Origin of the sequence: Plantactinospora sp. BC1, from assembly GCF_003030345.1 — a bacterium.
Lineage (GTDB): Bacteria > Actinomycetota > Actinomycetes > Mycobacteriales > Micromonosporaceae > Plantactinospora.
In genome coordinates this window covers 2,445,659-2,469,496 of record NZ_CP028158.1, presented here as the reverse complement: position 1 = coordinate 2,469,496, position 23,838 = coordinate 2,445,659, and the positions used below count along the sequence as shown (strand labels likewise).

Here is a 23,838-nt window from a genome sequence, read left to right as displayed (position 1 = left end):
CCCGCAGCACGGCGGTACCGGCCGGACCGGTGCCGCGCCCGGCGGGCTGGGTACCGCTGCTCCTCGCCTGCCTCGCCGGACTGGGCCTGTCACCCGCCCAGGCCGGCGCGGCGGCACGGGACCCCGACGTGGAGCGCATCGGCATCCAACTGCTGGAGGCGCCGGTGGACCGGCGCGGCGACCCACGGGCGCTGCGCTACATCGTGGACCACCTGCCGCCGGGCACCCTGATCCGGCGGCACCTGCTGGTGGTGAACAAGACCGCCCGGACCCAGCGGATCGACCTCTACGCCGCGGCGGCCACCCTGGACGAGGGCCGGTTCCGGTTCGGCGAGGGCCGGACCCAGAACGAGCTGAGCTCCTGGATCTCCCTGGACCGGGACCGGCTGGACCTCCCACCCGGCGGGCAGGCCCGGGTCCGGGCCACCCTCGACGTGCCACCGCCGGCCTCGAAGGGCGAGCGGTACGCCGTCATCTGGGCCTCGACGAAGTCCCCGCCGAAGAAGTCGGCCAACGTCACCCAGGTGCACCGGGTCGGCGTACGGGTCTATCTCGACATCGGGATCGGCGGCGAGCCACCCTCCAGCTTCACCATCGGCGAGGTGGTGCCGGCCCGGGACGCCCAGGGCGTACCGTCGGTCGGCATCGAGGTGCGCAACACCGGCGGGCGGGCGCTGGACCTCGGCGGAACGGTCTCCCTCTCCGAGGGTCCCGCCGGGACGCGGGCCGGCCCGTTCGACGTGATCGAGGGTACGACGCTCGGACCCGGGGCGTCGGGCACGGTCGGCGTACGGTTTCCCCGGGAACTGCCGAACGGCCCCTGGAAGGTCGACATAGCGCTACAGAGCGGCACCGTGCGACAGACCGGTACCGGGAGGATCACCTTCCCCGATCCGGGTGGGGTGGGCGAGCCGAGCACCCTCTTCGGGCCGCTGCGCACCCCGTGGGGCATCCTCGGAAGTTCGCTGCTGGCCGGCCTGCTCGTGGCCGGCGGACTCCTGGTCGTCACCCGCCGGGCACACCGCCGTCGCAGGGTCGACGCAGATACCGCGTCGTAGCCGGAGCAGCGCAGAGCACGCGTCGTCGTCGGAGCAGCGCGGACCGGGTCGTAGCGGAGCAGCGCAGACCGAGCCGTAGCCGGAGCAGCGGGGGCCGGGGCGTCGCCGGAGGAGACACGTCCGCCGGAGTGGGCCGGGTCAGGTGCCGGCCAGGATGACCGGCTGGGCGGCCAGGTAGTAGCGGTCGTCCCCGGCGGTCGGGTCGACCGGCTCGGCCAGCCGCTCCACCGCGACGAAGCCGCTGGCGGCGTAGGCGAACCCGGGCGACCAGGTGGTCGAGTCCCGCCCGTACGTGAACGGGAAGCGGGACCTTTCCGCCCCGGTCGCGGCGTCGAGGGTGACCAGGTCCCCTTCGGCGGTACGCAGGTGCACCCGACCCGGTTGGGCGGCGACCAGCCGCGCCTGACCCGCCTCGGACCAGCGCCAGAGTTCGGCATTGTTGCGCGCCGAGCGGGCCACCAGCCCGGTTCCGGCCGGCGCCACCGCGACCTCGTCGACCAGTACGGCATCGGGCGAGTCCAGGGCCGGGGCGGGTACCGGGCGGGCCCCCTCGACCAGCCAGCCCCGGGTCACCCCGGCGCTGACCGTCCGCAGCGCCCGGCAGCCGGACCGCCCGGCCGCACAGCCGACCGGGCTGACCTGCACCGGCCCCCCGGAGTCGTCGGGACGCCAACGACCGGCGAGGCTGCCCGTGGCCACGTCGTGGAACTCGACCTCCCGGGAACCGGCACAGGTGTCGAGGACGGCGAAGAACCCGTCGGTGGTGGTCAGCCCCTGCCCCGCGCCGGCGGCGGCCTCGTCGTCCGGGCCCCCGTCGGAGCAGGTGGGATCGGCGGCGAGGCGCCACAGTTCCCGGCCGGAGTCGAGGTCGATCCCGCGCCGGTCGGCGGTCCCACCGACCACCAGTACGGGCCGGCCGGTCGAGGTGCGGGCGGTGTGCAGGCCGGTCGGGGCGTAGACGGTGGCGGCTCCGGTGCGTCGGCCGAGGTAGCCGTGCCCGGGGCTGGGTCCGGTGGCCCGCCAGCGCACGGTGCCGGTACGCGCGTCCAGTGCCACCAGCTCGCCGTCCGACCAGCGGGTCACCACCGTGCCGCCGTCGGCCACCAGCCCCGCCACCTGCGCCGGCCAGCGCCGGTACGACCAGTAGGGCGTACGCCGGGTGGGTGCGTCGACCGGCCGGTCGGCCCGGATCTGCCGGGTGGTGGCGTAGACCCGGATCCGGTCGTCGACGATCAGCGGTGCCGCGTTCAGGGTGCCGACCACGCCGGGCCGGACGGTCACCGGGGCCGGATAGTCGGCCCGGGCCGGGGTGACCACCTCGGCCGGCGCCAGCACCCGGTGCACGATCACGGCGGATCCGACCACGACCAGCACCGCCACCGCGATGGCGACCGCCGGCCGCCACCAGTTCCGCGCGCCGTTCGGCGTTGCCATGCCCGGACACCTCCGCCCGAACCCTATCGACCGCCGGGCGTCCGCCGCCTGGCAGGTGCACGATCCGGTGACCGGCCGGGGACGATCAGAGAGGTGACGGGCGCGGGGGCGGCGCGGGGATCAGGCGGCGACGGCGGGGCCGCGACGGTCCGGCCCGGTGGCGGTGGCGAGGTCGGCCAGGTCCCGGCGCAGCGCGCCCTCGCCCGCCCGGGCGGCGAGCCCGCCGAAGATCACCGCCAACAGCCGGCCGTACCGGGCGGTCGGCACACCCTGGTGGCTGACCGTCACCACCGTCCGGTGCCGGCCCGGCCGCCGGCCCGGCACCGGAGCGAAGGTGTACGTCGTCAGGTAGTCCACCCCGTTGCCGGTCGAGCTGACCACGAGTCGCCGGGGCGGTGTCGCCTCCTGGACGGCGAACTCCTCGGCCATCACGGTGCCGTCCGGGCCGGTCCGGCTCTCCCGCCAGACAGTCCCGACCCCGAACCCGCTGTAGGTCGACCGCCCGCTCTCGGTCGACAGCCCGCTCTCGGTCGACAGCCCGGTCTCGGTCGGCAGTCCGGTCTCGGTCGGCGGCCCGGCCGGGTGCAGCACCTCGACCTGGTCGACCTGGCAGAGCCATCGGGGGCGGGCGGGCAGGTCGGTGAAGACCCGCCACAGCTCGTCGGCGGGCGCCTCGATCAGTCGGCTGAACGCCACCGTCGACATGGGCACCTCCCCGACCACCACGGTACGGGGCGGAAGGGGCAGACCACAGTGCGGACCGCCGCAGAGTGATCAGAACGTGACAGCGCGGCGCGACTCAACCCGGGTCGGCGGGCCTCGCCACGCCCGGTGCCGGGGCGGGGTCCCCCGTGACCGCGCGGTCCCGACAGTGCTCGGAACCGCGCGGTGTGGATCAGCTCCCGAACGCGCCCGTCCTGGTCGCGGTCACGAACGCCGCCCAACTGGCCGGCTCGAACGACAGCACCGGGTCCGGGTCCTTCGAGTCGCGCACGCCGACCACCCCGGGCAGGTTGTCGGCCACTTCGATGCAGAGTCCCTGGTCGTTGGAACGGCTGCTCTTGCGCCAGCGAGCAACTTCCGCGTTGAACATTTTTGTACCCTTTCAAGGTGAATCACCATTGATGACGGGTTTGTCCCCATCCGGGTAACTCAACGCGCGATGAGCAATCCTGTTACTCGTCCCGGCCGGTCAATCGCACAGTTCGTCCGACCGGCTGGGAGAGAGCCGGCTGAACGCCGACTGGAGACCGGCTGTGCGTACGCTGGACGGATCGGAAGGTGTCAGGCCGAGCGGGCCGGGACGATCGTCCCGACGACCTCGCCGAGGCCGACCGTGGTGCCGTCCGGCCCGGGCGCGGTGGCGCCGATGCCGACCGTGTCGCCGTCGGACAGGAAGGTCCGGGTCGAGCCGTCGGAGAGCTTCACCGGCTCCCGGCCGCCCCAGGTCAGTTCGAGGAACGAGCCGACCTGCTCGCGGAGCGGCCCGGAGACCGTGCCCGAGGCGTAGAGGTCGCCGGTACGCAGCGCCGCCCCGTTCACCGTCAGGTGCGCGAGCTGCTGGGCCGGCGTCCAGTACATCCCGGCGAAGGGCGGCTCGCTGACCCGGGTGCCGTTCCAGTCCACCGTCAGCCGCAGGTCCAGCCCCAGGTGCGGTACGTCCCGCAGGTAGTCGAGCACCGCCGGCTCCTGCTCCGGGGCCGGCACCCAGGCGTCGGCCAGCGCCTCCAGCGGCACCACCCAGGGCGAGATCGAGGTGCAGAACGACTTGCCGAGGAAGGGCCCGAGCGGCTGGTATTCCCACGCCTGGATGTCCCGGGCCGACCAGTCGTTGAGCAGTACCACCCCGAAGACGTGCGCGGCGAAGTCGTCCACCCCGACCCGCTCGCCGAGCGGGGACGGTACGCCGACCACGAAACCGACCTCGGCCTCGATGTCCAGCCGGGTCGACGGCCCGTACACCGGACCGTCGGGGGTGTTGCGCTGCCCCATCGGGCGGACCACCGGGGTACCGGAGACCACCACCGTGCCGGCCCGACCGTGGTAGCCGACCGGCAGGTGCCGCCAGTTCGGCAGCAGCGGCTGCCCGTCCGGCCGGAAGATCCTCCCGACGTTGCTGGCATGGTGCTCGGAGGAGTAGAAGTCGACGTAGTCGGCGACCTCGAAGGGCATCACCAGCTCGACCCGGTCCAGCGGGACCAGCAGCGGGGTCACCGCCGCCCGGTGCTCCTCCTCGGTCAGCAGTTCCACGATCCGGGTCCGGACGGTGCTCCACTGCGCCCGGCCGAGCGTCAGGAACGGGTTCAGGGTCGGCTGCCGCAGCGCGCCGCCGGCCAGGACCAGCCCGGCCGCCTCCGCGCCGTCGAGGTCCAGGACCAGGTTCCCGATCCGTACGCCGATCCGGGGCGCCCGCCCCGCCGACCGGAAGACCCCGTACGGCAGGTTGTGCACCCCGTACGCCGATCCGGCCGCCTCCGCCACCCAGGTCACGCGTCTCCTCCAACTGTCACGACTCGAAGCCTCCGTTCACCAGTCCCAGCCGGACCAGGTCGATCAGCGGTTCCATCACGCTGCACGAGCCGAAGCCGATCCAGAGTGGACGGTGTTCCTCGCGTCGGGACCGGGCCGCCTCGACCAGCGGCAGCGGGTCGGTCGCGGCCAGCGTCTCGGCCACCGCGGCCACCTCGGCGCCGGAACAGGCGACGGCGGTGGCGGCGAGGATGTTGACGAAGCCGTGGTGGGTGAAGCCGGTCTCCGGGTCGATGTGCCGGATCGCGTGGTGCAGTCCGGCGGTGAGCTTGAACGGCAGTTCCCGGTCCCGGCAGGCGCCGATCACGGCGGCCAGTTCGACCGGGGTGGGGAAGAGTTCGGCGGCCAGCCCGCCGGTGCGGAACTTGGCCGCGATCCGCCTGCCGGCGGCCCGCTCGTCGGCCAGCCGGTCGAGCGCGCCGAGCAGCCCCCAGGTGAGCGGGACCTCGGCGTAGACGTCCGCGTCGTCCAGCTGGGCGGGGAGGCCGGCGAGCGCGGCGAGGCCGGGCAGCGGGTCCTCGCCCCGCTTGGCCACCGCCATCTCGACCTGCCGGATCCGGATCCGCGGGTCGGTGCGGTCGCGCAGCGGGTACAGCTCTTCGACGGGTACGTCGCCGATCACCCCGACGTCGATCCGCTCGTCGTCGGCGAGCAGGGCCGGCAGGGTGGGCAGGGCGGAGGCGGGCAGCAGCAGGGGGCCGACCAGCGGGGCGTACCAGGCATTGCGGTGCCGGCGGTGCGCGGCGACCGCGTCGGGCAGGCTCGCGCTGCCGGGCGGGAAGACGGCGGCGTCGTCGACCAGCCCGGCGAAGAGCCGGGGCACCTGCGTTGACACGAACAGAGAACTTACGGGACGCTACGACTAGCGGACAACACCGTCCGATTATCGGACGTTCTCGGCCGGTGACTGGGACAAAAGGGAGGCGATCATGCCGTACTACCGCAGCGTCGGCGAGGTTCCCCGGAAGCGCCACACCCAGTTCCGGCAGCCCGACGGCAGCCTCTACGCCGAGGAGCTGATGGGGCAGGAGGGCTTCTCCTCCGACTCGTCGCTGCTCTACCACCGCTATCTGCCGACCGCGATCGTCGCCGCCGAGGAGTTCACCCCACCGGCCTGGCAGCGGGTGCCGAACCTGCCGCTCAAGCCCCGCCACCTGCGCACCCACAAGCTCGACGGCGGTGCCGGCGCCGACGCGATCCTCGGCCGGCAGCACCTGCTGGCCAACGACGACGTCCGGATCTCGTACGTCGTCGCCGACCAGCCCTCCCCGCTCTACCGCAACGCCATCGGCGACGAGTGCCTCTACGTCGAGTCCGGCGCCGCCCGGATCGAGTCCAGCTTCGGGGTGCTCGGGGTGACCGCCGGGGACTACGTGATCATCCCGACCTCGGTGGTGTACCGGATCGTCCCGGTCGCCCCGCAGCCGCTGCGGATGCTCGCCATCGAGGCGTCCGGGCACATCGGCCCGCCCAAGCGCTACCTCTCGGTACGCGGCCAGTTCCTCGAACACTCCCCCTACTGCGAGCGGGACGTACGCGGCCCGGAGGCGCCGCTGCTGGTCGAGGAGACCGACGTCGAGGTCTACGTCCAGCACCGCCGGGGCTGGACCCGGCACGTCTACGCCAACCACCCCTTCGACGTGGTCGGCTGGGACGGTCACCTCTACCCGTGGGCGTTCTCCATCCACGACTTCGAGCCGATCACCGGCCGGATCCACCAGCCACCGCCGGTGCACCAGACCTTCCAGGGGCCGAACTTCGTGATCTGCTCCTTCGTACCCCGCAAGGTCGACTACCACCCGCTGGCCGTCCCGGTGCCGTACAACCACCACAACGTCGACTCCGACGAGATGCTCTTCTACACCGGCGGCAACTACGAGGCGCGGCGCGGCTCCGGGATCGAGCAGGGCTCGATCTCGCTGCACCCGGGCGGTTTCACCCACGGCCCGCAGCCCGGCGCCCCCGAGCGGGCGATCGGGGCGGAGAGCTTCGACGAGCTGGCCGTCATGGTCGACACCTTCCGCCCGCTCGACCTCTGCGGCCCGGCACTCTCCTGTGAGGACACCGGGTACGCCTGGACCTGGTCCGGCCGGACCACCGGCTGAGCCCTACCGCGCCGGCAGCCTCGTCACCTGCGTGCCTCGACGAGGGACTTCAACCTTCGCTCGAAGGCCCGCTCGTCGATGCCCCGGGCCAGCTTCCGGTTGTAGTCCATCCGGAACGGACAGTTGTCCTCGCCGTTCTGCCGACCCGGGATGGTGAACTCGCTGACCACCCTGCCGCTGCGGGCCTCCCGCACCGTGACCTGGTAGACGCTCTCGAACAGGTCGAAGGTGAACGGCAGACCGCCGGTCGGTGCCGCCGGTTCACTCGTGTAGCTGCAGGTGACGTCCTTACCCGAGTCCCGGGTCGCCGTCACCCGTACGCAGACGAGGAGTTGTACCTCGTCGAGGTTCCGCTGTGAGGTGCCCGGCGCGTACCGGGGCTCCCAGGCGTTGGGCAGCAGGATCTCGGCGTACTCCATCTCCCGCTCGTCGGCGTATCTGACCAGCGCCATCAGGTGCGGACCCCGGCCGGCGAACGGCCGGGAGGTGAGGTTGTAGACGTAGAGCTTCGGTGACGTGCACGGCTGGTCGGAATCCTCGCTGCGGGTCTGTGTCTGACCGGACGGCGCCGGCAGGGGCGGGAGCTGCCCGGAGGGCGGCGGACCGCCGGACCGGTTCGGTGGCCAGGTGCACGGCCCGGTCAGCTCGACGGTGAACGTCCCGCTGTCCCGAGCCATCTCCATGAGCAACTCGGTGCCGTCGTCGTGCTCGCCGGTGATCTCCTGGACGTCGGCGGGCGTGTCGACCCGCCACCCCTTGGTACGTTCACCGAAACCCTCGCGGATCATCCACGTGTCCACGTCGTCGAGGTACTTCCCCGCCTTCTCGCCCGCGGTGACCGTCAGCTCGGCTCGCGGCCGGACGCCCCAGCTCGGGCCGCCTCCGGGCAGGTCGGCACAGCCCACGCTCTGCGAGTGGTTCGGCGCGGTGGCCCGCGCCTCGGCCTCCAACGCCCCGGTCACCGCCCGGGACAGGTGCTCGGTGAGCCGCTGCGCGAACTCCTGGGTGGTCACCTTGGGTGCCGGCGGCTCCGGGGCGCTCTCGTCGGTGCAGCCCGTGAGCGCCAACACCCCGCAGAGGGTCACACCGAGTCGCCGAGTCCACTGTCGAGACATCGCACCCCCGAACGTGCCGTCGGCACGGCAGGCCGTGCAGAAGCGGGATGTTCTGTCCCGACTCTACCTGTTCGTCCCGGCCGTTCGATGCGCCCGCTGCCGTCAGTCGCGGTCGGGTGACCAGCCGAAGAGGACTGCCAGCTCGGTCGCGGCGGTGGCGAGGATCGCCAGCACCAGCGGCCACGGCGTGCCGAGGATGGCGTAGAGCAGGATCAGGCAGGGGCCGGCGACCACGGCGTAGACGGCGAGCGCCAGCATCCGGTCGGCGCGGATCAGGTCGGGCAGCCGCCCCCGGCCCAGGTTCGGCACCCGCCGGGCGAACCGCCAGACCAGGATGCCGCCGGTCACCGCCGCCAGCCCGGCCCAGAGCCGGGACGAGACCGGGTTCGCCGCCGCCAGGCAGGCCACCAGTACCGACACCACGATGGTGTAGCCGGCGCCGTACATCAGGAGCTGGCGCAGCCCACCGCCGATCGCCCGGGCGCCGTCCCGGCTGGTCGGGTCGAGTGCCGCCGCGTCGGCGAGATGTTCCAGCGCCTCCGAGTAGCGCCGCTGCTCCAGCCGGATCACCCCGATGTTGTGCTGGGCCGCCGCCAGCTCCGGGTCCAGCCGCAGCGCCTCCCGGTAGGCCCGCTCGGCCAGCTCGAACATCTCCATCCTGGCCGCCACCAGGCCCAGCACCAGGTGCGCCTGCGGCTCCTCCGGCGCCAGCTCGACACCCCGCCACGCGGCGTTGAGCGCCTGCTGTCCGTTACGCGACTCACCCAGGATCGCCGCCGCGCTGCGCTGGGCGTACGCGTCGTCCGGCCCGAGCGCGAGGATCTCGTCGGCCGTCGCCGCCGCCTCCTTGAACCGGCGCAGGTCGGCCAGGGCGTGTCCCCGGATCACCAGCGGATGGATCAGCTCCGGCGCGACGGCCACCGCCGAGTCCGCCGCGCTCAGCGCCTCTTCCGGCTTCTCCCCGGCGAGCCGGACCATCGCGAGCATGACCAGCGCACGCACATTGGACGGGTCGAGCGCGATCGCGAACCCGACTTCGGCGGCAGCTTCGTCGTACCGGCCGAGTTCGGCGAGCAGTTCGGCGCGCTGGACGTACCCTTCGGCGGAGGAGGACTGGTCGGAATCGGCGTCGCTGGACACGGGCCGAGCCTAACCGGCGCTGTCCCGCCGGCTCAGCACGCCCGACCCGCCGAACACCCACTCTCCGGGCGGGTTGCCGGACCGCACCGGCCAGTTGCCCGACGACCCGCCGAATGCCCACTCCCCATGCCGCCCGATGCGCGGTACCGTAGACGGGACCAAGCCTGGCGCTCCCCCCGTGGCGTCAGGCTTGGTCCCTTACTGCCCCCGGTCACCTGGTGGACGACTTCCCGCTGCTGAGCCCAACCCGCCTCCCCCCGTGATCGCGGCCCCGACACAATCCCGTCAAGGGGACTGTCGTCCCGGCCCGGACACGGCGATGCCCCCGCGCCCGTGCTGCCACACGGTCGCGGGGGCGCTCGGCTGCTGGACTAGCGGTCTGCGGCGAGGTCCCGGACGAAGCCGCGCCAGGCCGCCGGCCCGAACGTCAACACCGGCCCCGACCGATCCTTACTGTCCCGGACCAGCACGCGGTGCGGGAGGTTGTCCGCGACCTCCACGCAGTTGCCCTGGTTGCCGCTGCTACGACTGCTCTTGCGCCAGTTCGGTTGCTCAGTCATGCTCCTCAACCGCCTTCACGATCAGGTCCCGCGACTGGTCGACCGGGAGGGCGAGACCACTGACGATGTCCCAGGCCAACTCTAGACCGTGCAGGTCATCGACGTCGGTCACCACCCGGCCGCGCAGTTGGTCGTCGAGATAGCCCGCCCGCACCCCACCGGGGAGCGTCGCCAGCACGAAGGCGCCGGACAGCCCGCCGTGCAGTCCGGCACTACGGGGCACTACCCGGATCTGCACCCGGGGGCGGTGCCCGACGTCGACCAGGTGGTCGAGTTGCTCCTTCAGCACGTCGGGCGGACCACAGTGCAGGGCGGCCTCGCCCAGCACAGCGGTCAGCATCGGCGGGTCGGCCCGATCGACCGTTGCCGCCTGCCGATCCTTGCGAACCTGGGTGGTCCGTTCGACCGCCTCGTCCGGCAACCGGGTGCCGCGCAGCACGGCGCGCGAATACGCCTCGGTCTGGAGGAGCCCGGGAATCAGGTTCGGCTCGAACGTACGCAGCAGGACCGCGCGCTTCTCGTTGTCGGTCCACGGGCGCAGCCAGGGAGCCTGGGCGTCTTCCCGGGCCGTCTCGGCGGTGCGCCGGATCTCGTCGCCGGTTCCGAAGAACGCGTCGAGCCGTTCGGCCGTGTCGGGCTGCGGCACCAGTCGACCGCATTCGAACGCGGCAATCAATGATCCACTGACGTTGATCGCGGCACCAGCCTGATCCTGGGTCAACCTTTTCGCCGCGCGCTGCTTTCTCAGGATCTCTCGAAGATCGCTCACCCAATGCTCCCGTATGTGGATGGGTATCCGTTATCCGCCTCCAGTGCCCTGGCTCCATCTTCTGTGGATCGCGGGAAACAGTCCAGGGTGGAACCACCTCGCGTCAGCCCGGGAAACAACGAGAAAGGGTGATCAATGTCCAGGCGACACCGCAAACCCATCCGGCATTACCGCGCCTGGTATTTCCTCTGGATCTTCTGCTCCTGCGGCCGCCGCTGGCGCTGCCCGCGCACCATCGCGGCGCCCCACCGCCCCGGGCCGCCACCGACGGGCAGACCGGCGCTGGTCCGGGTACCCCCGGATCCGCCGCCGCCACCGGCCCGGAACCGGCACCCCAACGCCCGCCCGGCGTGGGTCGCGCCCACCCGCCCGCACCTGGCCAACAGCCGGGCCGGCGGGCAGACGCCGGCCCGGGCCGGTCGGGCCCGACAGGCCGAGCTCCAGTGACCGCGCGTCCGTGATGTACGGCCCGCACGCCCGGTTCCGACCGCACACGCCGGCCCGCCCCTCGTTCCGATGCCGGACCTGTGGCGCACCGTGGCCCTGCCAGCCGGCCCGCCTCAACCTGCTACACGCCTATCGGGACAACCGGATCGGCTTACTGATCTACCTCGCGGGCCAACTCCAACATGCCTTACAGGACCTACCCACCGTTGATCCCCGCGAACTGGCCGCCCGAATCGTCTACTGGCTTCCCCGCCAACGGCACACGAGCCCGCCGCACCAAGATTCTTGTTGAATCAGAATCGGCCACGAACCTCAATTCACCAAGATTCGGAGAATCGCCTCCGCCGTTCATTCCGGTTGGCCTGCCGAGGCTAACCCTGGGATGACCGGTGGACCAGGGCGACGGCGATACCCGCCAGCCCCTCGCCCCGGCCGGTGAGCCCGAGCCCGTCGGTGGTGGTACCGGAGACGGTGACCGGGGCACCGACCGCCGCCGTCAACGTCCGCTGCGCCTCGGCACGGCGGGGACCGATCTTCGGGCGTACCCCGATGACCTGGATCGAGACGTTGCCGATCTCGAAGCCGGCGGCCCGGACCCGGCGGGCGGTCTCGGCCAGCAGCGTCACCCCGGCGGCACCGGCCCATTCCGGCTCGGCCACCCCGAAGTTGCTGCCCAGGTCGCCGAGGCCGGCGGCGGAGAGCAGCGCGTCGCAGGCGGCGTGCGCGGCGACGTCACCGTCGGAGTGCCCGGCCAGCCCGTCCACGCCGGGCCAGTGCAGGCCGGCCACCCAGCAGGCCCGGCCCGCCTCGAACCCGTGCACGTCGGTGCCGACACCGACCAGCGGAAGGATCACGTGCGAAAGCGTAGGCGATCAGTGGTGCCCGGCGAGCGGTACGGCGCCGAGCAGGTGCTCGGCCAGGGCCAGGTCGAACGGGCGGGTGATCTTCAGCGCGTATTCGGAGCCGGGGACGCAGGTGACGGGTACGCCCTGCTTCTCGACCAGGCCCGCGTCGTCGGTGAGCGGATCGACGGCGGCGGCGTGCGCGGCGGCGAGCACCGCCCGCCGGAAACCCTGCGGCGTCTGCACGGCCCGCAGCGCGGACCGGTCCACGGTGCCGAGCACCAGACCGGCCGGCGAGACCTCCTTGACCGTGTCGACCACCGGGAGCACCGGGATCACGGCCTCCGCACCGGCACGGACCGCCTGGACGACCGACTCGACCAGGGCGGTCGGGGTGAGCGCCCGGGCGGCGTCGTGCACCAGGACGATCTCCGGGCCGGCAGGCACCGCTGCCAGCGCGGCGGCGACCGACTCCTGCCGGGTGGCGCCGCCGGTCACCACGGTCAGCTCGGCCACCGGGGCGAGCAGGTCCCGGACCGCGTCCTCGTCGCCGGGTGGCGCCGCCACCACGACGGTGTGCACCGAGGGTGCGGCGGCGATCCGTCGCACGGCGTGCACCAGCAGGGGTTCGCCACCGATCCGACGGAGCGCCTTGGGGCCGCCCGGCCCGAGCCGGACGCCGGCACCCGCAGCCGGAACGAGGACCGCGACGTCACCGCGCGGATTGAGCTGCGCGGTCACGTCGCGGTCCTCGGACTTTCTTCCGGTACGTCGCCGGCACCGGCGGAAGTGCCAGCCTGAGTGCTATGCCTCGGTGAGCACCTTGTCGAGAAGAGTTTCCGCTTCGTCCTTGGTGCTCTTTTCGGCGAGCGCCACCTCACCGACGAGGATGTCGCGGGCCTTGGCGAGCATTCGCTTCTCACCCGCCGACAGGCCCCGCTCCCGCTCCCGGCGCCAGAGGTCGCGGACAACCTCGGCCACCTTGAGGGGATTACCGGAGGCCAGCTTCTCCAGATTTGCCTTGTAACGCCGCGACCAGTTGGTCGGCTCCTCGGTGTGCGGGGCACGGAGGACGTCGAAGACCTTGCCCAGGCCCTCTTCGCCAACCACTTCGCGCACGCCCACGATCTCGGCATTCTCGGCGGGCACCCGGACCGTCAGATCACCCTGAGCGACCCTGAGGACGAGGTACTGCTTGGGCTCGCCCTTGATGACCCGAGTCTCGATCGCCTCGATGAGTGCGGCCCCGTGGTGGGGGTAAACAACGGTCTCGCCGACACTGAAAACCATAGGTTCGAAACCCCTTTCGCTGTGTCTAGGGTAACACGCTCAGGCACCGATGTCCCACCGCAGTCCTGACCGTTAGCGCAGCTCAGAGGCCCTGTGAGAGGTCTTTCTTCGGCTTGACAAGACAGCGATCCGTAGATTTAGGCACGCTGCGTGACACACGGATCACCGGCCGACAAGGCGGATCGGAAAAATCGGATGTAGGGCGTTGCGGTCCCTCCAGCATATCTCTCCGGCACACGGCACCGCCGCCCACTGGCGATACGCCCCCCGGTGGGGGAGGCTGGAGCGGAGCCCGATTCACACCTCAGGTGAGCAGCCAGGGGGTGCGCGATGAGCACGTCGGCGGACGGCGACGGCCGGCCGGACAACGGCCCGTTCGACGGCGTGCCCGACCTGCCCGCCGACTGGGGCCGGATCGTCATCCCCGACGACCCCGGCGAACTCGCCGCCGAAGCCGCCCAGATCCGCCGCGAACTGCGGCTACGCGCCCGCCGCGACGGCTGGCGCCGGCGCCTCGGGCTCTCCACCAGCACCGCCGGCCCCGCCCCGCTGCGACTCTGCCTGCTGATCCTCTCCGTCGCCCTGCTGGCGACCCTGACCAGCCTCTTCGCCATCACCTGGCCAAACCCGCAGCGGCCGGTCGCCACCGGCCGAAGCACCCCCGGCAGCCCGAGCGGCCCGACGAACCCGGCCGCCCGCGCCCTGCCCGCGCTGGACCTGCTGGGCGAGGACGGCCGGGTCGTCCCGTTGCGCGGGCTGCTCCCCGCCGTGGTCATCCTGATCGACGGCTGTAGCTGTGAGGAGCACCTCGACGCCGCCGTCCGGGCCGCCCCACCCGGAGTCGCCGTGGTGGCGGTCAGCACCCGCCGGACCGTACCCGGCGCCCGGAGCATGCCACCGCCCGGCGGCAGACCGCCCCGCTACCTGACGGACCCCACCTCCGAGCTGCGGGCCGCGCTGCACCTGCCCCTGGCGAACGGCAGACCCTCCGCCGTACTCGCCAGCCGGTCCGGGCAGATCCTCCGCACCGTGCCGGAACTTGGCTCGCCGGGCGACTACCAGGCCGACCTGCCGCGCCTGCTGACCCCCGCCTGAGCCGGCCACCCGGTTCAGCCGGGAAGCAACCTCCCGGTCAGGGCAGCGCCACCACCTGGAGGGCGACCTCCACGTGCCGGTGGTTCAGCCGTCGCGCCCCGATCGACATCTCGTCCCCCGCCGCGACGAGCTGCACACTGCCGAACGGTCCCGGGCAACTCACCGACCTCGACCAGCTCTGCGTCACCCCCCGGAACACCCGGACGTGCAGCTCCCCCGGACTGAGGCAGACGTACTGGAGCAGATAGCGGCCGCCCGGCCGGGTGTCGATCGACCAGGTGACGAACCGGCGCTGGTTCAGCGTCGCCGTCTCCCGCCAGACCGTGTCCCGGAAGCGCGGCAGGCTCTGCCCGGCCACGCTCCCGCTCCGCTCGCCGGCCAGGTCCGCCCCGCCGACCCCGGGCGCCACCTGCGCCCCGCCGACCCCCGTCTGGCCCGGCCGGGGCGGCTCCGGAGCCGACCGGACCGACCACCAGCCACCGATCCCGACCAGCAGCACCGCTGCCATCGTCAACGCCACCCTGCGCACCGGTCGCCTCCTCCCGCCGGTCCGGCGGAGATGTCCTAGGAGTCGCCACCCGGGCCGGTTTCGTGGACCGGCCGCGTGCCGTCCGCCCGTGCCGCTCCGGGCTGCCGGTCGAGCAGTGCCGCGTAGAGGGTCAGCCCGGGTCCGAACGCGAGCATCACCACGGTACGGGGTGCGGCGGCAGCTCGCCGAAGTCGTTCCAGGATGAGCAGAGACGTCGGCGACGAACAGTTGCCGTACTCGTCGAGTACCGCCCGGGACGCCGCCATCGCCTCCGGCGGCAGGCCGAGTTCCGTCTCCACCACGTTGAGGATCCGTGGGCCGCCCGGGTGCACCGCCCAGCCGTCCACCTCACCGATCCGCCGGCCGTGCCGGCCCAGCAGGTCGGTGACCAGGTCACGGACGTGTGCCGCCAGCACCTGCGGCACCTTCGGCGACAGTCCCATCCGGAAACCGGTGTCGGTCAGCTCCCACGTCATGTGGTCGGCCGTCGAGGTGTCGGTGACGGCGGTGACCTCGCGGACGACGTACCCGGGACGGCTGCCCGGGGCGACCACGACCGCGACGGCGGCGTCGGAGAAGAGCGCGTGCGAGATGATCTGCTGGGTGTCCATCCGGGCCGTCGACGGCTGGATGTGCAGGCTGGTCAGCTCGGCGCAGAGCAGCAGCGCCGGGCGGCCCCGGGCGGTGACGAAGTCGTTGGCGGCGGCCAGCCCGGGCAGCGCCGCGTAACAACCCATGTGGCCGACGAACATCCGCTGGGTGTCCGGGGCCATCCCCATGTCCCGGGCCAGCAGGATGTCAAGCCCCGGCGTCGCGTACCCGGTGCAGGAGCAGACGACGAAGAGGCCGATCTGGTCGGCCGAGAGGCCGGCGTCGGTCAGTGCCCGCCCGACCGCCTCCTTGCCCAGCGGCAGCGCCTCGATCTGGTACCGGCGCATCCGGCGCTCGGTAGGCCAGTCCGAGACGTCCTCCAGCAGCGGGTTCACCGCCGCCTGCCGGTGCCGTACCCCGGAGTTGGCGAAGATCCGCTCGGCGAGCGCCCGGGTGGCCCCGGAGAAGTGCCGCGCGAAGAAGCCCGTCCACAACTCCTGCTGGCTGGCCGTGGGCGGCAGCGCCACACCCACGCCGGCGATCACCCCGGAACCGTCCTGCCCGCTTCCGCTTCCCATGCCGTCCTCCGATCGCGACACCGCGCACCCCTGCGCGCTCCACGCGCCCACCGAGCCCAACCGCCGAGCGTGACCTCGGGACTCGCGCCGCGCCGACGCGCCTGATCGCGACCCGGCCCGACCGGTGGCGGTCGGGCCGCCGGCTCGCGCACCATCAGGTACCCAGTCAGCCGGCTCCTCACCACCGCGGCGTCGAGGCGTCCCGGTCCGGATCGCCGCCGAGCGCCGCGACGCCGAGCCAGTCCGCGCAGACGTCCGAGGTCGCCGGATGCAACGACCCGCACCGGGCGTCCCGGTAGAGGCGTTCCAGCGGATGCCCGCGCCGGGTCGCCGAGGTGCCCGCCGCCTCCACCATCGAGGCCGCCACCTCGGCCGCGGTCGTCCCGGCCAGCAGCTTCGCCCGCCACACCCAGCGGTTCGTCTCGGCGTCGCCGGGCGCCTCGTCGACCCGGCGGGCCGCCTCGGTCACCGCCAGCCCGGCGGCGGCGGTGGCGGCGTCGGCCCGACCCACCCGGGCGCGTACCGCCGGCAGGCCGTCCAGCCCGCGTGCGGTCAGGTGCTCGACGGCGGCGTCGATCGCCGCCCGGGCCACCCCGACGTAGACGGCCGCGTAGCTGGCCACCAGCCAGTGCGGCATGAGCTGGGCGACCACCAGGGCCAGCCCCTCCACCCCGCCGAGCAGCCGGTCGGTCGGCACCGTCACGTCCAGGTGCAGGTCGTGCGAGGCGGTGGCCCGCATCCCGAGCGAGTCCCAGGTCGGCTCGACGTGCAGCCCCTCCGGCCCGGCCGGCACCAGGAACTGCGAGACCACCGACTGGTCGGCGACGCTCCGGGCGGCCACCAGATAGGCGTCGGCGTGCCCGGCCCCGGAGCAGAACGTCTTGGCACCCTTGATGTGGTAGCCGCCGTCCACCGGCTCGTACGTGGTGGTCAACTTCGACAGCCGGGAACCGGCACCCCGCTCGCTCATCGCCACCGCGTACCAGGCACCGGCCGCCGCCTCGGCGAGCAGCCGGTCCCGGGCCGCCAGCGCCTCGGCCGGTACGCCGAGCGCCTCGGCCAGCTCCTCGGTCAGCGCGCCGAGCGCACCGGTGACCGAGGCGTGCATGTTGAAGACCAGCGCGGTGGCGCCGTTGCCCCGGGCCAGCTCGGTGGCGACCGCCGCGTACCCGGCGAAGCTGGCCCCCAGACCGCCCAGCTCCGGCGGGACCATCAGGCCGAGGAGCCCGGCCGACCGCAGATCGGCGAAGTCCTCGACCGGGAACGTGCCGTCCCGGTCGTGTTCGGCCGCCCGGGCGGCGAATCTCGGCGCCACCCGGCGTGCCGCTGCGAGCGCGTCCACCGTCATCCGTGTCCTTTCCGCACCGGCCGGTCGGCCGGAGCTGCCGCCCGGCTAACCCTGCCTGGTCCCCCACCCCTGGTAGAGGACCGCCGCCGACCAGGTCGGAACGATCCGTGGCGCGTCCGGGGCCCCGGTCCGGCCGCTCCCGGGCGGAGCCGCGCGCCGGACCGCCCGGCGCAGCAGCCAGCGTGCCGTACCCCAGACCGCCGGCCGGATGCCCCGGACCCGCAGCGCGATCCCGTGCCGGGCACACTCGTCGACCAGTTCCCGCGCGTCGACGAAGAGCCGGGGGTCGTGGATCCCCCGGGGCACCCCGGGGAAGAGTTCGGCCACCCGTACCGCCAGCAGGCGGCTCAGCGCGGTGGCGTTGAGGGTGTCCAGCACCAGCGTGCCGCCGGGCCGGAGCAGCCGGGCCGCCTCGGCCACCACCCGCCGCCAGTCCGGTACGTGTTCCAGCACCTCACCGGCGGCCACCACGTCGGCGCAGCCGTCGGCCAGCGGCACCGCCCCGACGTCCCCGTTCACCGGGGTCACCCCGTGCGCGGCGGCCTGGGCGAGCGCGGAGCGGACCAGGTCCACCCCGACGTGCCGGTAGCCCCTGCCGGCCACCCGGGGGGCGAGCAGCCCGGCGCCGCAGCCGAGGTCGACCAGGAGCGCCCCGGGACGGGTGGCCGGCGGCACCAGGGCGGCCCGCGCCTCGGCCAGCCAGTGCAGCATCGCGAAGGCGCCGTCCGGCTGCCACCACTCGTCGGCGAGGTCGTCGTACTGCCGGGGGTCGTTGCGGGGCAGCCGCCCGGCCCGGCTGCCGGGCGCGGTGGCCCCGGCGTCCGGCCCGGTCCGCGCTGTCCGCATGCGATCGAGCCTGGCACGACCGAGCGGTAACAACCAGACTTCCCATATGTCGCATGTGGTGTTAGGGCTGGTCCGGGCGAGCCACCCCGAGCCGGCGGCCGCGGTGACCACCGTCTCGGCCCTGCTCGCCTGGGGCGTCGGCCACCCACCCGGCGGCGTCGCCACGGTGGCCCTCACCGTGCTGTTCAGCCAGCTCGCCATCGGCTGGCTCAACGACCGGCTCGACGCCGACCGGGACGCCGCGGTCGGGCGCCGGGACAAGCCGGTGGCCAGCGGCATGATCAGTCGACGGCTGGTCGGCGCCGCGGGGGTGCTCGCCGCCGTACTGACCCCGCTGCCGGCGCTCACCCTCAACCTGGCCGCCGCCGGGGCGGTCACCCTCGCCCTGGTCTCCGCGCTGCTCTACAACTGGCCGCTGAAGTCCACCCCGCTCTCGGTGCTGCCGTACGCGGTCTCGTTCGGGACGTTGCCGGCGGTCGTCGTACTCGGGCTGCCCGGCGCGCCGACCCCGCCGGCCTGGCTCGTCGCGGCCGGTGCGCTGCTCGGCGCCGGGGCGCACTTCGCGAACGTCCTGCCGGACCTCACCGACGACGAGCGGACCGGGGTGCGGGGCCTGCCGCACCGGCTCGGCCCGACCGGCTCCCGGCTGGCCGCCGCCGGGCTGCTGCTCGCGGCCACCGCGACCCTGGTGGCCGGCCCGCCCGGGCCGCCGTCCTGGGCCGGGCTGGCGGCGGTCGCGGTCGCCGCCGTGGTCCCGGCGGTCGGCTGGTACGCCGGCCGGGCCGCCGCCGCCCGGGGCGACCGCCCGGTGGCCGTCTTCCGGGCCGTCATGCTCGTCGCGCTGATCGATGTGTTGCTGCTGGTGACCAGCGGCCGGGTCGGCTGAGCCAGCCCCGGCACCGGCCGGTACCGCCCGATCGGGCCGGGCCGGGATACCGGGTCGGCGTACGAGAGCCGATCACCGCCCACTACCCTGGAGCCCGTTGGGCCCGGGTACGGCCACCGTTGCCCGTTCGCCCCGACCCGCCGATCGCGACGGCGACCGGGATCGCACGAAGGAGGACCAGGTGACGCGCTCGATCAGGGGGGCTCGGCGAGCCGCTGCGGTGCTGGCCGGTACGGCGACCGCCGCGACCCTGCTGCTGTCCGGCTGCGGCGCGGGCCAGATCGCCGAGACCGCCGCCAAGATCCCCACCAGCGTCGGCACCAACGCCCAGTCGGCGGACAACAACTTCAAGGTCCGCAACCTGTCGATCGACTACCTGAACACCCAGGGCTATCCGGCCGGCGCCGACGCGCCGATGAACGTCGCCCTCTACAACGACTCCGGTGAGGCCGTCACGGTGCGGGTCAGCACCGCCGGTGCCCGTGCGGTGGTACTGGCCGGCACCCCGACCGCGCCGACCCCGGCCGGCACCGTCTCGTCGAGCCCGTCGCCCGAGGCGACCCAGGGCAGCCCGTCGCCGGAGGCGACCTCGGGCAGCCCGTCGCCGGGCGGTTCGCCGTCGGCGACCCCGACCGAGGGTGCCGCCGCCCCGTCGCCGACGGCGTCCCCGACGTCGCCGGCCGAGATCCGGCTCCCGGCCGCCGGGTTCGTGATCCTGAACAAGACCGTCGGCAGCTGGCTCCAGCTCTCCGGGCTGGCCGAGCCGCTGCTGCCGGGCGGCAGCATCGAGCTGATCTTCGACTTCGGCGGCACCCAGGTGTCGGTGTGGGCGCCGGTCGCGGTGCCGGTGACGCCGGCCCCGGTCGGTACCCCGGTCGTCGGCGAGAACGAGGAACACGAGTAGTCGGCAGTCTGGGCGCGGCTCGGTGATCGGCCGGGTCGCGCCGGTTCCGTCGTACGGATTGGTTAGCGTGCTCGGGTGACGACCAGCCGAGCCACGCCCCGCCCAGCGACCGGGCGCGGCCGTGCCGCGAGCCGCGACCCCCGCCCCGCCTACGAGTGCGACGCCTGCGGCCACCAGCCGCCGAAGTGGGTCGGCCGGTGCCCGGAGTGCGGCGAGTGGGGCTCCGTCGTCGAGTCGACCCTCACCGGCCCCACCGTCTCCGGCCGGGTGGTCAGTTCCCGGGCGCCGGCCGAGCCGGCCCGGCCGATCGCCACCATCAGCGCCGCACCGGCCCGGGCGCGTCCGACCGGCGTTCCCGAGCTGGACCGGGTGCTCGGCGGCGGTCTGGTGCCCGGCGCGGTGGTGCTGCTCGCCGGTGAGCCGGGGGTCGGCAAGTCGACGCTGCTGCTCGACGTGGCCCAGCAGTGGGCGGCCGGCGCCGGCAGCCCGTCGCTGGTGGTCAGCGGCGAGGAGTCGGTGAGCCAGGTCCGGCTGCGGGCCGAGCGGATGGGCACCCTGCACGACCGGCTCTACCTGGCCGCCGAGAACGACCTCTCCGCCGTCCTCGGCCACCTCGACGCGGTCAAGCCGGGCCTGCTGGTGCTGGACTCGGTGCAGACCGTCTCCACCCCCGGCACCGAGGGGGTGCCGGGCGGGGTCACCCAGGTCCGGGCGGTCACCGCCGCCCTGGTCGCGGTCGCCAAGGAGCGGGGGATCGCCACCGTACTCGTCGGGCACGTCACCAAGGACGGCCAGGTCGCCGGCCCCCGCGTGCTGGAGCACCTGGTCGACGTGGTGCTGCACTTCGAGGGCGACAAGCACTCGTCGCTGCGGATGGTGCGCGGCGTGAAGAACCGGTTCGGCACCGCCGACGAGGTCGGCTGCTTCGAGATGCACGAGGGCGGGATCAGCAGCCTCGCCGACCCGTCCGGGCTCTTCCTGACCCGCTCCGCCGACCCGGTCCCCGGCACCTGCGTGACGGTGGCGATGGAGGGGCGGCGGGCGCTGGTCACCGAGGTGCAGGCGCTGATCGGCGCCACGGTGGCCGGGTCACCCCGGCGGACCGTCTCCGGGCTGGACAGCGCCCGGCTGGCGATGGTGCTCGCGGTGCTGCAACGCCGGACCGAGCGGCTGACCCTGCACGACCGGGAGGTCTTCGCCGCCACCGTCGGTGGGATCCGGGTGGTCGAGCCGGCCGCCGACCTGGCCGTCGCGCTGGCGGTCGCCTCCGGCGGGCTCAACCTGGCGATCGCGCCGAATCTGGTGGCGATCGGGGAGGTGGGGCTGACCGGCGAGGTGCGTCGGGTCGCCGCCGTGCCCCGGCGGCTGGCCGAGGCGGCCCGGCTCGGCTTCAAGTACGCCCTGGTGCCGACGGGCTGCGGGCCGAGCGCCAGCGGGGTGGCCCCGGAGAACATGCGGGTGACGGAAGTCACCGACGTACGATCGGCGCTGCAGTGCGTGGCGCGGGTGTCGGCTGAGTAACCATACGGTCACGCCGCGCTGCGGCTGGCCGGGGCGTGGCATGCTTACGGCCGTTGCCACCTGCGGCCAGACGGGACGGCACGCCCGGCAAGGCTTGCCAATCAGCTACAAACTGGACACTACGCGGCGGGTCCCAGACGGTACCGACGGCGCGCCGATGGGAGGAAGCAGGCACAGTGGCACGTCACAGTAACCGCGACAGCACCGAACGCAGGGCGGTCCGTAGAATGTCCGAGTGCCGATCGACCGCGACGCGAACCGTACCGCCAGCGCGGCTCCTCCTGTCCGCACCAGCGCCGGCACCTCGACCCGCCCCGTCGGGGTCGGCAACATGACCATGAACGGGACGGGCCCGACCGGCGACCCGTTGCGGGCCAACCTGGCGCTGATGGCGCCGGGCACGGCACTGCGGGACGGGCTGGAGCGCATCCTGCGCGGCCGGACCGGCGCCCTGATCGTGCTCGGCTACGACCGGGTCGTCGAAACCCTCTGCACCGGCGGCTTCCCGCTCGACGTCGAGTTCTCCGCGACCCGGGTCCGCGAACTGTGCAAGATGGACGGCGCCGTCGTGCTCTCCAGCGACGGCACCCGGATCGTCCGGGCCGCCGTGCACCTGATGCCCGACCCGTCGATCCCGACCGAGGAGTCCGGCACCCGGCACCGCACCGCCGAGCGGGTCGCCCGGCAGACCGGCTTCCCGGTGATATCGGTCAGCCAGTCGATGCGGATCATCAGCCTCTACGTCAACGGCCAGCGGCACGTGCTGGACGACTCGGCCGCGATCCTCTCCCGGGCCAACCAGGCACTGGCCACTCTCGAGCGCTACAAGCTCCGCCTCGACGAGGTCTCCGGCACCCTCTCCGCGCTGGAGATCGAGGACCTGGTCACCGTACGGGACGCGGTCGCCGTGGTGCAGCGGCTGGAGATGGTCCGCCGGATCGCCGACGAGATCGCCGGTTACGTGGTCGAGCTGGGCACCGACGGCCGGTTGCTCGCCCTCCAGCTCGACGAGCTGATGGCCGGGGTGGACGCCGACCGGACCCTGGTGATCCGCGACTACCTGCCGACCGGGCGCAAGGCGCGGACCCTCGACGAGGCCCTGGTCGAGCTGGACCTGCTCACCGCCACCGAGCTGATCGACCTGGTCGCGGTCGCCAAGGCGATCGGCTACCCGGGTGCCTCCGACGCGCTGGACGCGGCGGTCAGCCCGCGCGGGTTCCGGCTGCTCGCCAAGGTGCCCCGGCTGCCCGGGCTGGTGGTCGACCGGCTCGTCGGGCACTTCGGCAGCCTGCAACGGCTGCTCGGCGCCACCGTCGAGGACCTACAGGCGGTCGACGGGGTCGGTGACGCCCGTGCCCGGGGCGTACGGGAGGGGCTCTCCCGGCTCGCCGAGGCGTCCATTCTGGAGCGGTACGTCTGACGGCTGGACGGCCGGCGGCCTGCCGGGACCCGTCCGAGTCGTCGCCCGTCAGCCGGTGATGGTTATCCGGACCGGCTTGCTGAGCTTGTTGCCGAGCCGGCCGAAGAGCTCGTAGCTGCCGGCGACCGGATAGGGCCCGGCGGCGAGCTGGTTGGCGCACTTGGAACTCTCGCGCCCGTTCCAGGAGATCGTGTACGCGTTCTCGTGGTTGGGCGGGAACGGCCGGATGTCGTTGGCCCGGACCTCGCTGCACCCGTCCGACGACCAGACCTTGCGGGCCCCGGACTTGATGTACAGCTCCTGGAGGTCGGCGCCGACGTCCCGGTTGCAGGTCCGGTTGGAGACGTTCTTGATTTTGAGCCGTAGCTCGATCGTCTGGCCCCGCTGCACGGAGGTCTGCGACGGCACCGGTATCACCGAGATCTCCTGGTCGGTGCACTCGTTGGGCACCGGCGGCGGTGCCGGCGGCACCTGGCCGCCCGCCGGCTCGACGGCGGTCTCCTCCTCACCCGCCGGAGGTGCGTCGGTCGGCTCGCCACCCGGGCCGCCCGGCTCCGGAGCACCGGACTCGGGGGCACCCGACTGAGGCGGGCCGGACGCCGACGGGTCGACGTGCGGGGTGAGCGTCGCAGACGGCCCAGGGTTGGCGGTCTTGTCCTTTCCGGGATCGCCCGCTGTGTTGACGCAGGAGTAGAGGATCACGACCAGGAAGAGCAGCAGGGCGCCGAGCACGACGGCTCGACGCCGCCAATACACGGCGGGCGGAAGGGGGCCAACCGTCAGACGCATAATGGTTTCACCGTATCGGCACGGGTCGCCCGGATCCCCGCG

25 protein-coding genes are annotated in these 23,838 nt (G+C 73.3%); 8 read left to right on the top strand and 17 right to left on the bottom strand.

The window, feature by feature from the left end; all coding sequences use genetic code 11:
• Window positions 1–29 precede the first annotated feature (29 nt).
• The gene (locus C6361_RS10440) at window positions 30–1,058 is read left to right on the top strand and encodes a hypothetical protein (RefSeq protein WP_199853317.1); all 1,029 of its coding nucleotides are present in this window, start codon (window positions 30–32) and stop codon (window positions 1,056–1,058) included.
• Between the two features lie 138 nt (window positions 1,059–1,196).
• On the opposite strand, the gene C6361_RS10435 is transcribed toward C6361_RS10440, so the two are convergent.
• The 5 genes from C6361_RS10435 to C6361_RS10415 all read right to left on the bottom strand — a co-directional run bounded on the left by C6361_RS10435 (window position 1,197) and on the right by C6361_RS10415 (window position 5,856).
• Entirely contained in the window at window positions 1,197–2,492 is a 1,296-nt protein-coding gene (locus C6361_RS10435) for a PQQ-binding-like beta-propeller repeat protein (RefSeq protein WP_107267605.1), read from the bottom strand.
• Window positions 2,493–2,612: 120 nt separating this feature from the next.
• Window positions 2,613–3,197 (bottom strand): SRPBCC domain-containing protein, encoded by a 585-nt coding sequence (locus tag C6361_RS10430; RefSeq protein ID WP_107267604.1) that lies wholly within the window; start codon window positions 3,195–3,197, stop codon window positions 2,613–2,615.
• Window positions 3,198–3,387: 190 nt separating this feature from the next.
• The gene (locus C6361_RS10425; RefSeq protein ID WP_107257431.1) at window positions 3,388–3,585 is read right to left on the bottom strand and encodes a DUF397 domain-containing protein; all 198 of its coding nucleotides are present in this window, start codon (window positions 3,583–3,585) and stop codon (window positions 3,388–3,390) included.
• Between the two features lie 191 nt (window positions 3,586–3,776).
• The gene (gene fahA, locus C6361_RS10420) at window positions 3,777–4,982 is read right to left on the bottom strand and encodes a fumarylacetoacetase (protein WP_107267603.1); all 1,206 of its coding nucleotides are present in this window, start codon (window positions 4,980–4,982) and stop codon (window positions 3,777–3,779) included.
• A gap of 16 nt (window positions 4,983–4,998) precedes the next feature.
• Window positions 4,999–5,856 carry a hypothetical protein gene (locus tag C6361_RS10415; RefSeq protein ID WP_107257429.1) on the bottom strand — a complete coding sequence of 286 codons (858 nt, stop codon included), beginning with the start codon at window positions 5,854–5,856 and terminating at the stop codon, window positions 4,999–5,001.
• Window positions 5,857–5,950: 94 nt separating this feature from the next.
• Between C6361_RS10415 and C6361_RS10410 the strand changes: the two genes are divergently transcribed.
• A complete protein-coding gene (locus C6361_RS10410; RefSeq protein WP_107257428.1) occupies window positions 5,951–7,126 on the top strand; it encodes a homogentisate 1,2-dioxygenase in 1,176 nt (391 codons plus the stop codon).
• A 23-nt stretch (window positions 7,127–7,149) separates the two neighbouring features.
• Here C6361_RS10410 and C6361_RS10405 read toward each other — a convergent pair whose 3' ends face one another.
• From C6361_RS10405 to C6361_RS10390, 4 genes are all read right to left on the bottom strand, one after another.
• The gene (locus C6361_RS10405; protein WP_159079276.1) at window positions 7,150–8,196 is read right to left on the bottom strand and encodes a hypothetical protein; all 1,047 of its coding nucleotides are present in this window, start codon (window positions 8,194–8,196) and stop codon (window positions 7,150–7,152) included.
• A gap of 147 nt (window positions 8,197–8,343) precedes the next feature.
• Window positions 8,344–9,381: a tetratricopeptide repeat protein gene (locus C6361_RS10400; RefSeq protein WP_107267601.1), complete on the bottom strand. Its 1,038-nt coding sequence runs from the start codon at window positions 9,379–9,381 to the stop codon at window positions 8,344–8,346.
• A 371-nt stretch (window positions 9,382–9,752) separates the two neighbouring features.
• A complete protein-coding gene (locus tag C6361_RS10395) occupies window positions 9,753–9,941 on the bottom strand; it encodes a DUF397 domain-containing protein (RefSeq protein WP_107267600.1) in 189 nt (62 codons plus the stop codon).
• Window positions 9,934–10,710: a helix-turn-helix transcriptional regulator gene (locus C6361_RS10390; RefSeq protein ID WP_159079275.1), complete on the bottom strand. Its 777-nt coding sequence runs from the start codon at window positions 10,708–10,710 to the stop codon at window positions 9,934–9,936. Before C6361_RS10390 ends, C6361_RS10395 begins: the two co-directional genes overlap by 8 nt.
• A gap of 135 nt (window positions 10,711–10,845) precedes the next feature.
• Between C6361_RS10390 and C6361_RS10385 the strand changes: the two genes are divergently transcribed.
• Complete coding sequence (locus tag C6361_RS10385) at window positions 10,846–11,157, top strand: hypothetical protein (protein WP_107267598.1); 312 nt, start codon at window positions 10,846–10,848, stop codon at window positions 11,155–11,157.
• 371 nt (window positions 11,158–11,528) lie between these two features.
• On the opposite strand, the gene ispF is transcribed toward C6361_RS10385, so the two are convergent.
• The 3 genes from ispF to C6361_RS10365 all read right to left on the bottom strand — a co-directional run bounded on the left by ispF (window position 11,529) and on the right by C6361_RS10365 (window position 13,289).
• Complete coding sequence (gene ispF / locus C6361_RS10375; protein WP_107267597.1) at window positions 11,529–12,011, bottom strand: 2-C-methyl-D-erythritol 2,4-cyclodiphosphate synthase; 483 nt, start codon at window positions 12,009–12,011, stop codon at window positions 11,529–11,531.
• 18 nt (window positions 12,012–12,029) lie between these two features.
• The gene (gene ispD, locus C6361_RS10370; RefSeq protein ID WP_107267596.1) at window positions 12,030–12,740 is read right to left on the bottom strand and encodes a 2-C-methyl-D-erythritol 4-phosphate cytidylyltransferase; all 711 of its coding nucleotides are present in this window, start codon (window positions 12,738–12,740) and stop codon (window positions 12,030–12,032) included.
• Window positions 12,741–12,803: 63 nt separating this feature from the next.
• Window positions 12,804–13,289 carry a CarD family transcriptional regulator gene (locus C6361_RS10365; protein WP_007073334.1) on the bottom strand — a complete coding sequence of 162 codons (486 nt, stop codon included), beginning with the start codon at window positions 13,287–13,289 and terminating at the stop codon, window positions 12,804–12,806.
• A gap of 330 nt (window positions 13,290–13,619) precedes the next feature.
• Between C6361_RS10365 and C6361_RS10360 the strand changes: the two genes are divergently transcribed.
• Entirely contained in the window at window positions 13,620–14,384 is a 765-nt protein-coding gene (locus tag C6361_RS10360) for a hypothetical protein (protein ID WP_107267595.1), read from the top strand.
• Window positions 14,385–14,421: 37 nt separating this feature from the next.
• Here C6361_RS10360 and C6361_RS10355 read toward each other — a convergent pair whose 3' ends face one another.
• The 4 genes from C6361_RS10355 to C6361_RS10340 form a co-directional block, all read right to left on the bottom strand.
• A complete protein-coding gene (locus C6361_RS10355) occupies window positions 14,422–14,913 on the bottom strand; it encodes a hypothetical protein (protein WP_159079274.1) in 492 nt (163 codons plus the stop codon).
• A gap of 35 nt (window positions 14,914–14,948) precedes the next feature.
• On the bottom strand, window positions 14,949–16,082 hold the full coding sequence (locus C6361_RS10350; protein WP_107257418.1) for a type III polyketide synthase: 1,134 nt from the start codon (window positions 16,080–16,082) through the stop codon (window positions 14,949–14,951).
• Window positions 16,083–16,260: 178 nt separating this feature from the next.
• On the bottom strand, window positions 16,261–17,430 hold the full coding sequence (locus C6361_RS10345) for an acyl-CoA dehydrogenase family protein (protein WP_107267593.1): 1,170 nt from the start codon (window positions 17,428–17,430) through the stop codon (window positions 16,261–16,263).
• Between the two features lie 45 nt (window positions 17,431–17,475).
• Window positions 17,476–18,276, bottom strand: coding sequence for a methyltransferase domain-containing protein (locus tag C6361_RS10340; protein ID WP_107267592.1), 801 nt, complete (start codon window positions 18,274–18,276; stop codon window positions 17,476–17,478).
• Between C6361_RS10340 and C6361_RS10335 the strand changes: the two genes are divergently transcribed.
• The 4 genes from C6361_RS10335 to disA all read left to right on the top strand — a co-directional run bounded on the left by C6361_RS10335 (window position 18,275) and on the right by disA (window position 23,007).
• Window positions 18,275–19,162 (top strand): UbiA family prenyltransferase, encoded by an 888-nt coding sequence (locus tag C6361_RS10335; RefSeq protein ID WP_199853316.1) that lies wholly within the window; start codon window positions 18,275–18,277, stop codon window positions 19,160–19,162. The two genes, C6361_RS10340 and C6361_RS10335, sit on opposite strands and share 2 nt — an antisense overlap.
• A 181-nt stretch (window positions 19,163–19,343) precedes the next feature.
• A complete protein-coding gene (locus C6361_RS10330; protein ID WP_159079273.1) occupies window positions 19,344–20,066 on the top strand; it encodes a hypothetical protein in 723 nt (240 codons plus the stop codon).
• Between the two features lie 75 nt (window positions 20,067–20,141).
• Window positions 20,142–21,587 carry a DNA repair protein RadA gene (radA, locus tag C6361_RS10325; protein WP_107257413.1) on the top strand — a complete coding sequence of 482 codons (1,446 nt, stop codon included), beginning with the start codon at window positions 20,142–20,144 and terminating at the stop codon, window positions 21,585–21,587.
• Between the two features lie 235 nt (window positions 21,588–21,822).
• A complete protein-coding gene (gene disA / locus C6361_RS10320) occupies window positions 21,823–23,007 on the top strand; it encodes a DNA integrity scanning diadenylate cyclase DisA (protein ID WP_107257412.1) in 1,185 nt (394 codons plus the stop codon).
• 48 nt (window positions 23,008–23,055) lie between these two features.
• Here disA and C6361_RS10315 read toward each other — a convergent pair whose 3' ends face one another.
• On the bottom strand, window positions 23,056–23,796 hold the full coding sequence (locus C6361_RS10315; RefSeq protein WP_107267590.1) for a hypothetical protein: 741 nt from the start codon (window positions 23,794–23,796) through the stop codon (window positions 23,056–23,058).
• Window positions 23,797–23,838 lie beyond the last annotated feature (42 nt).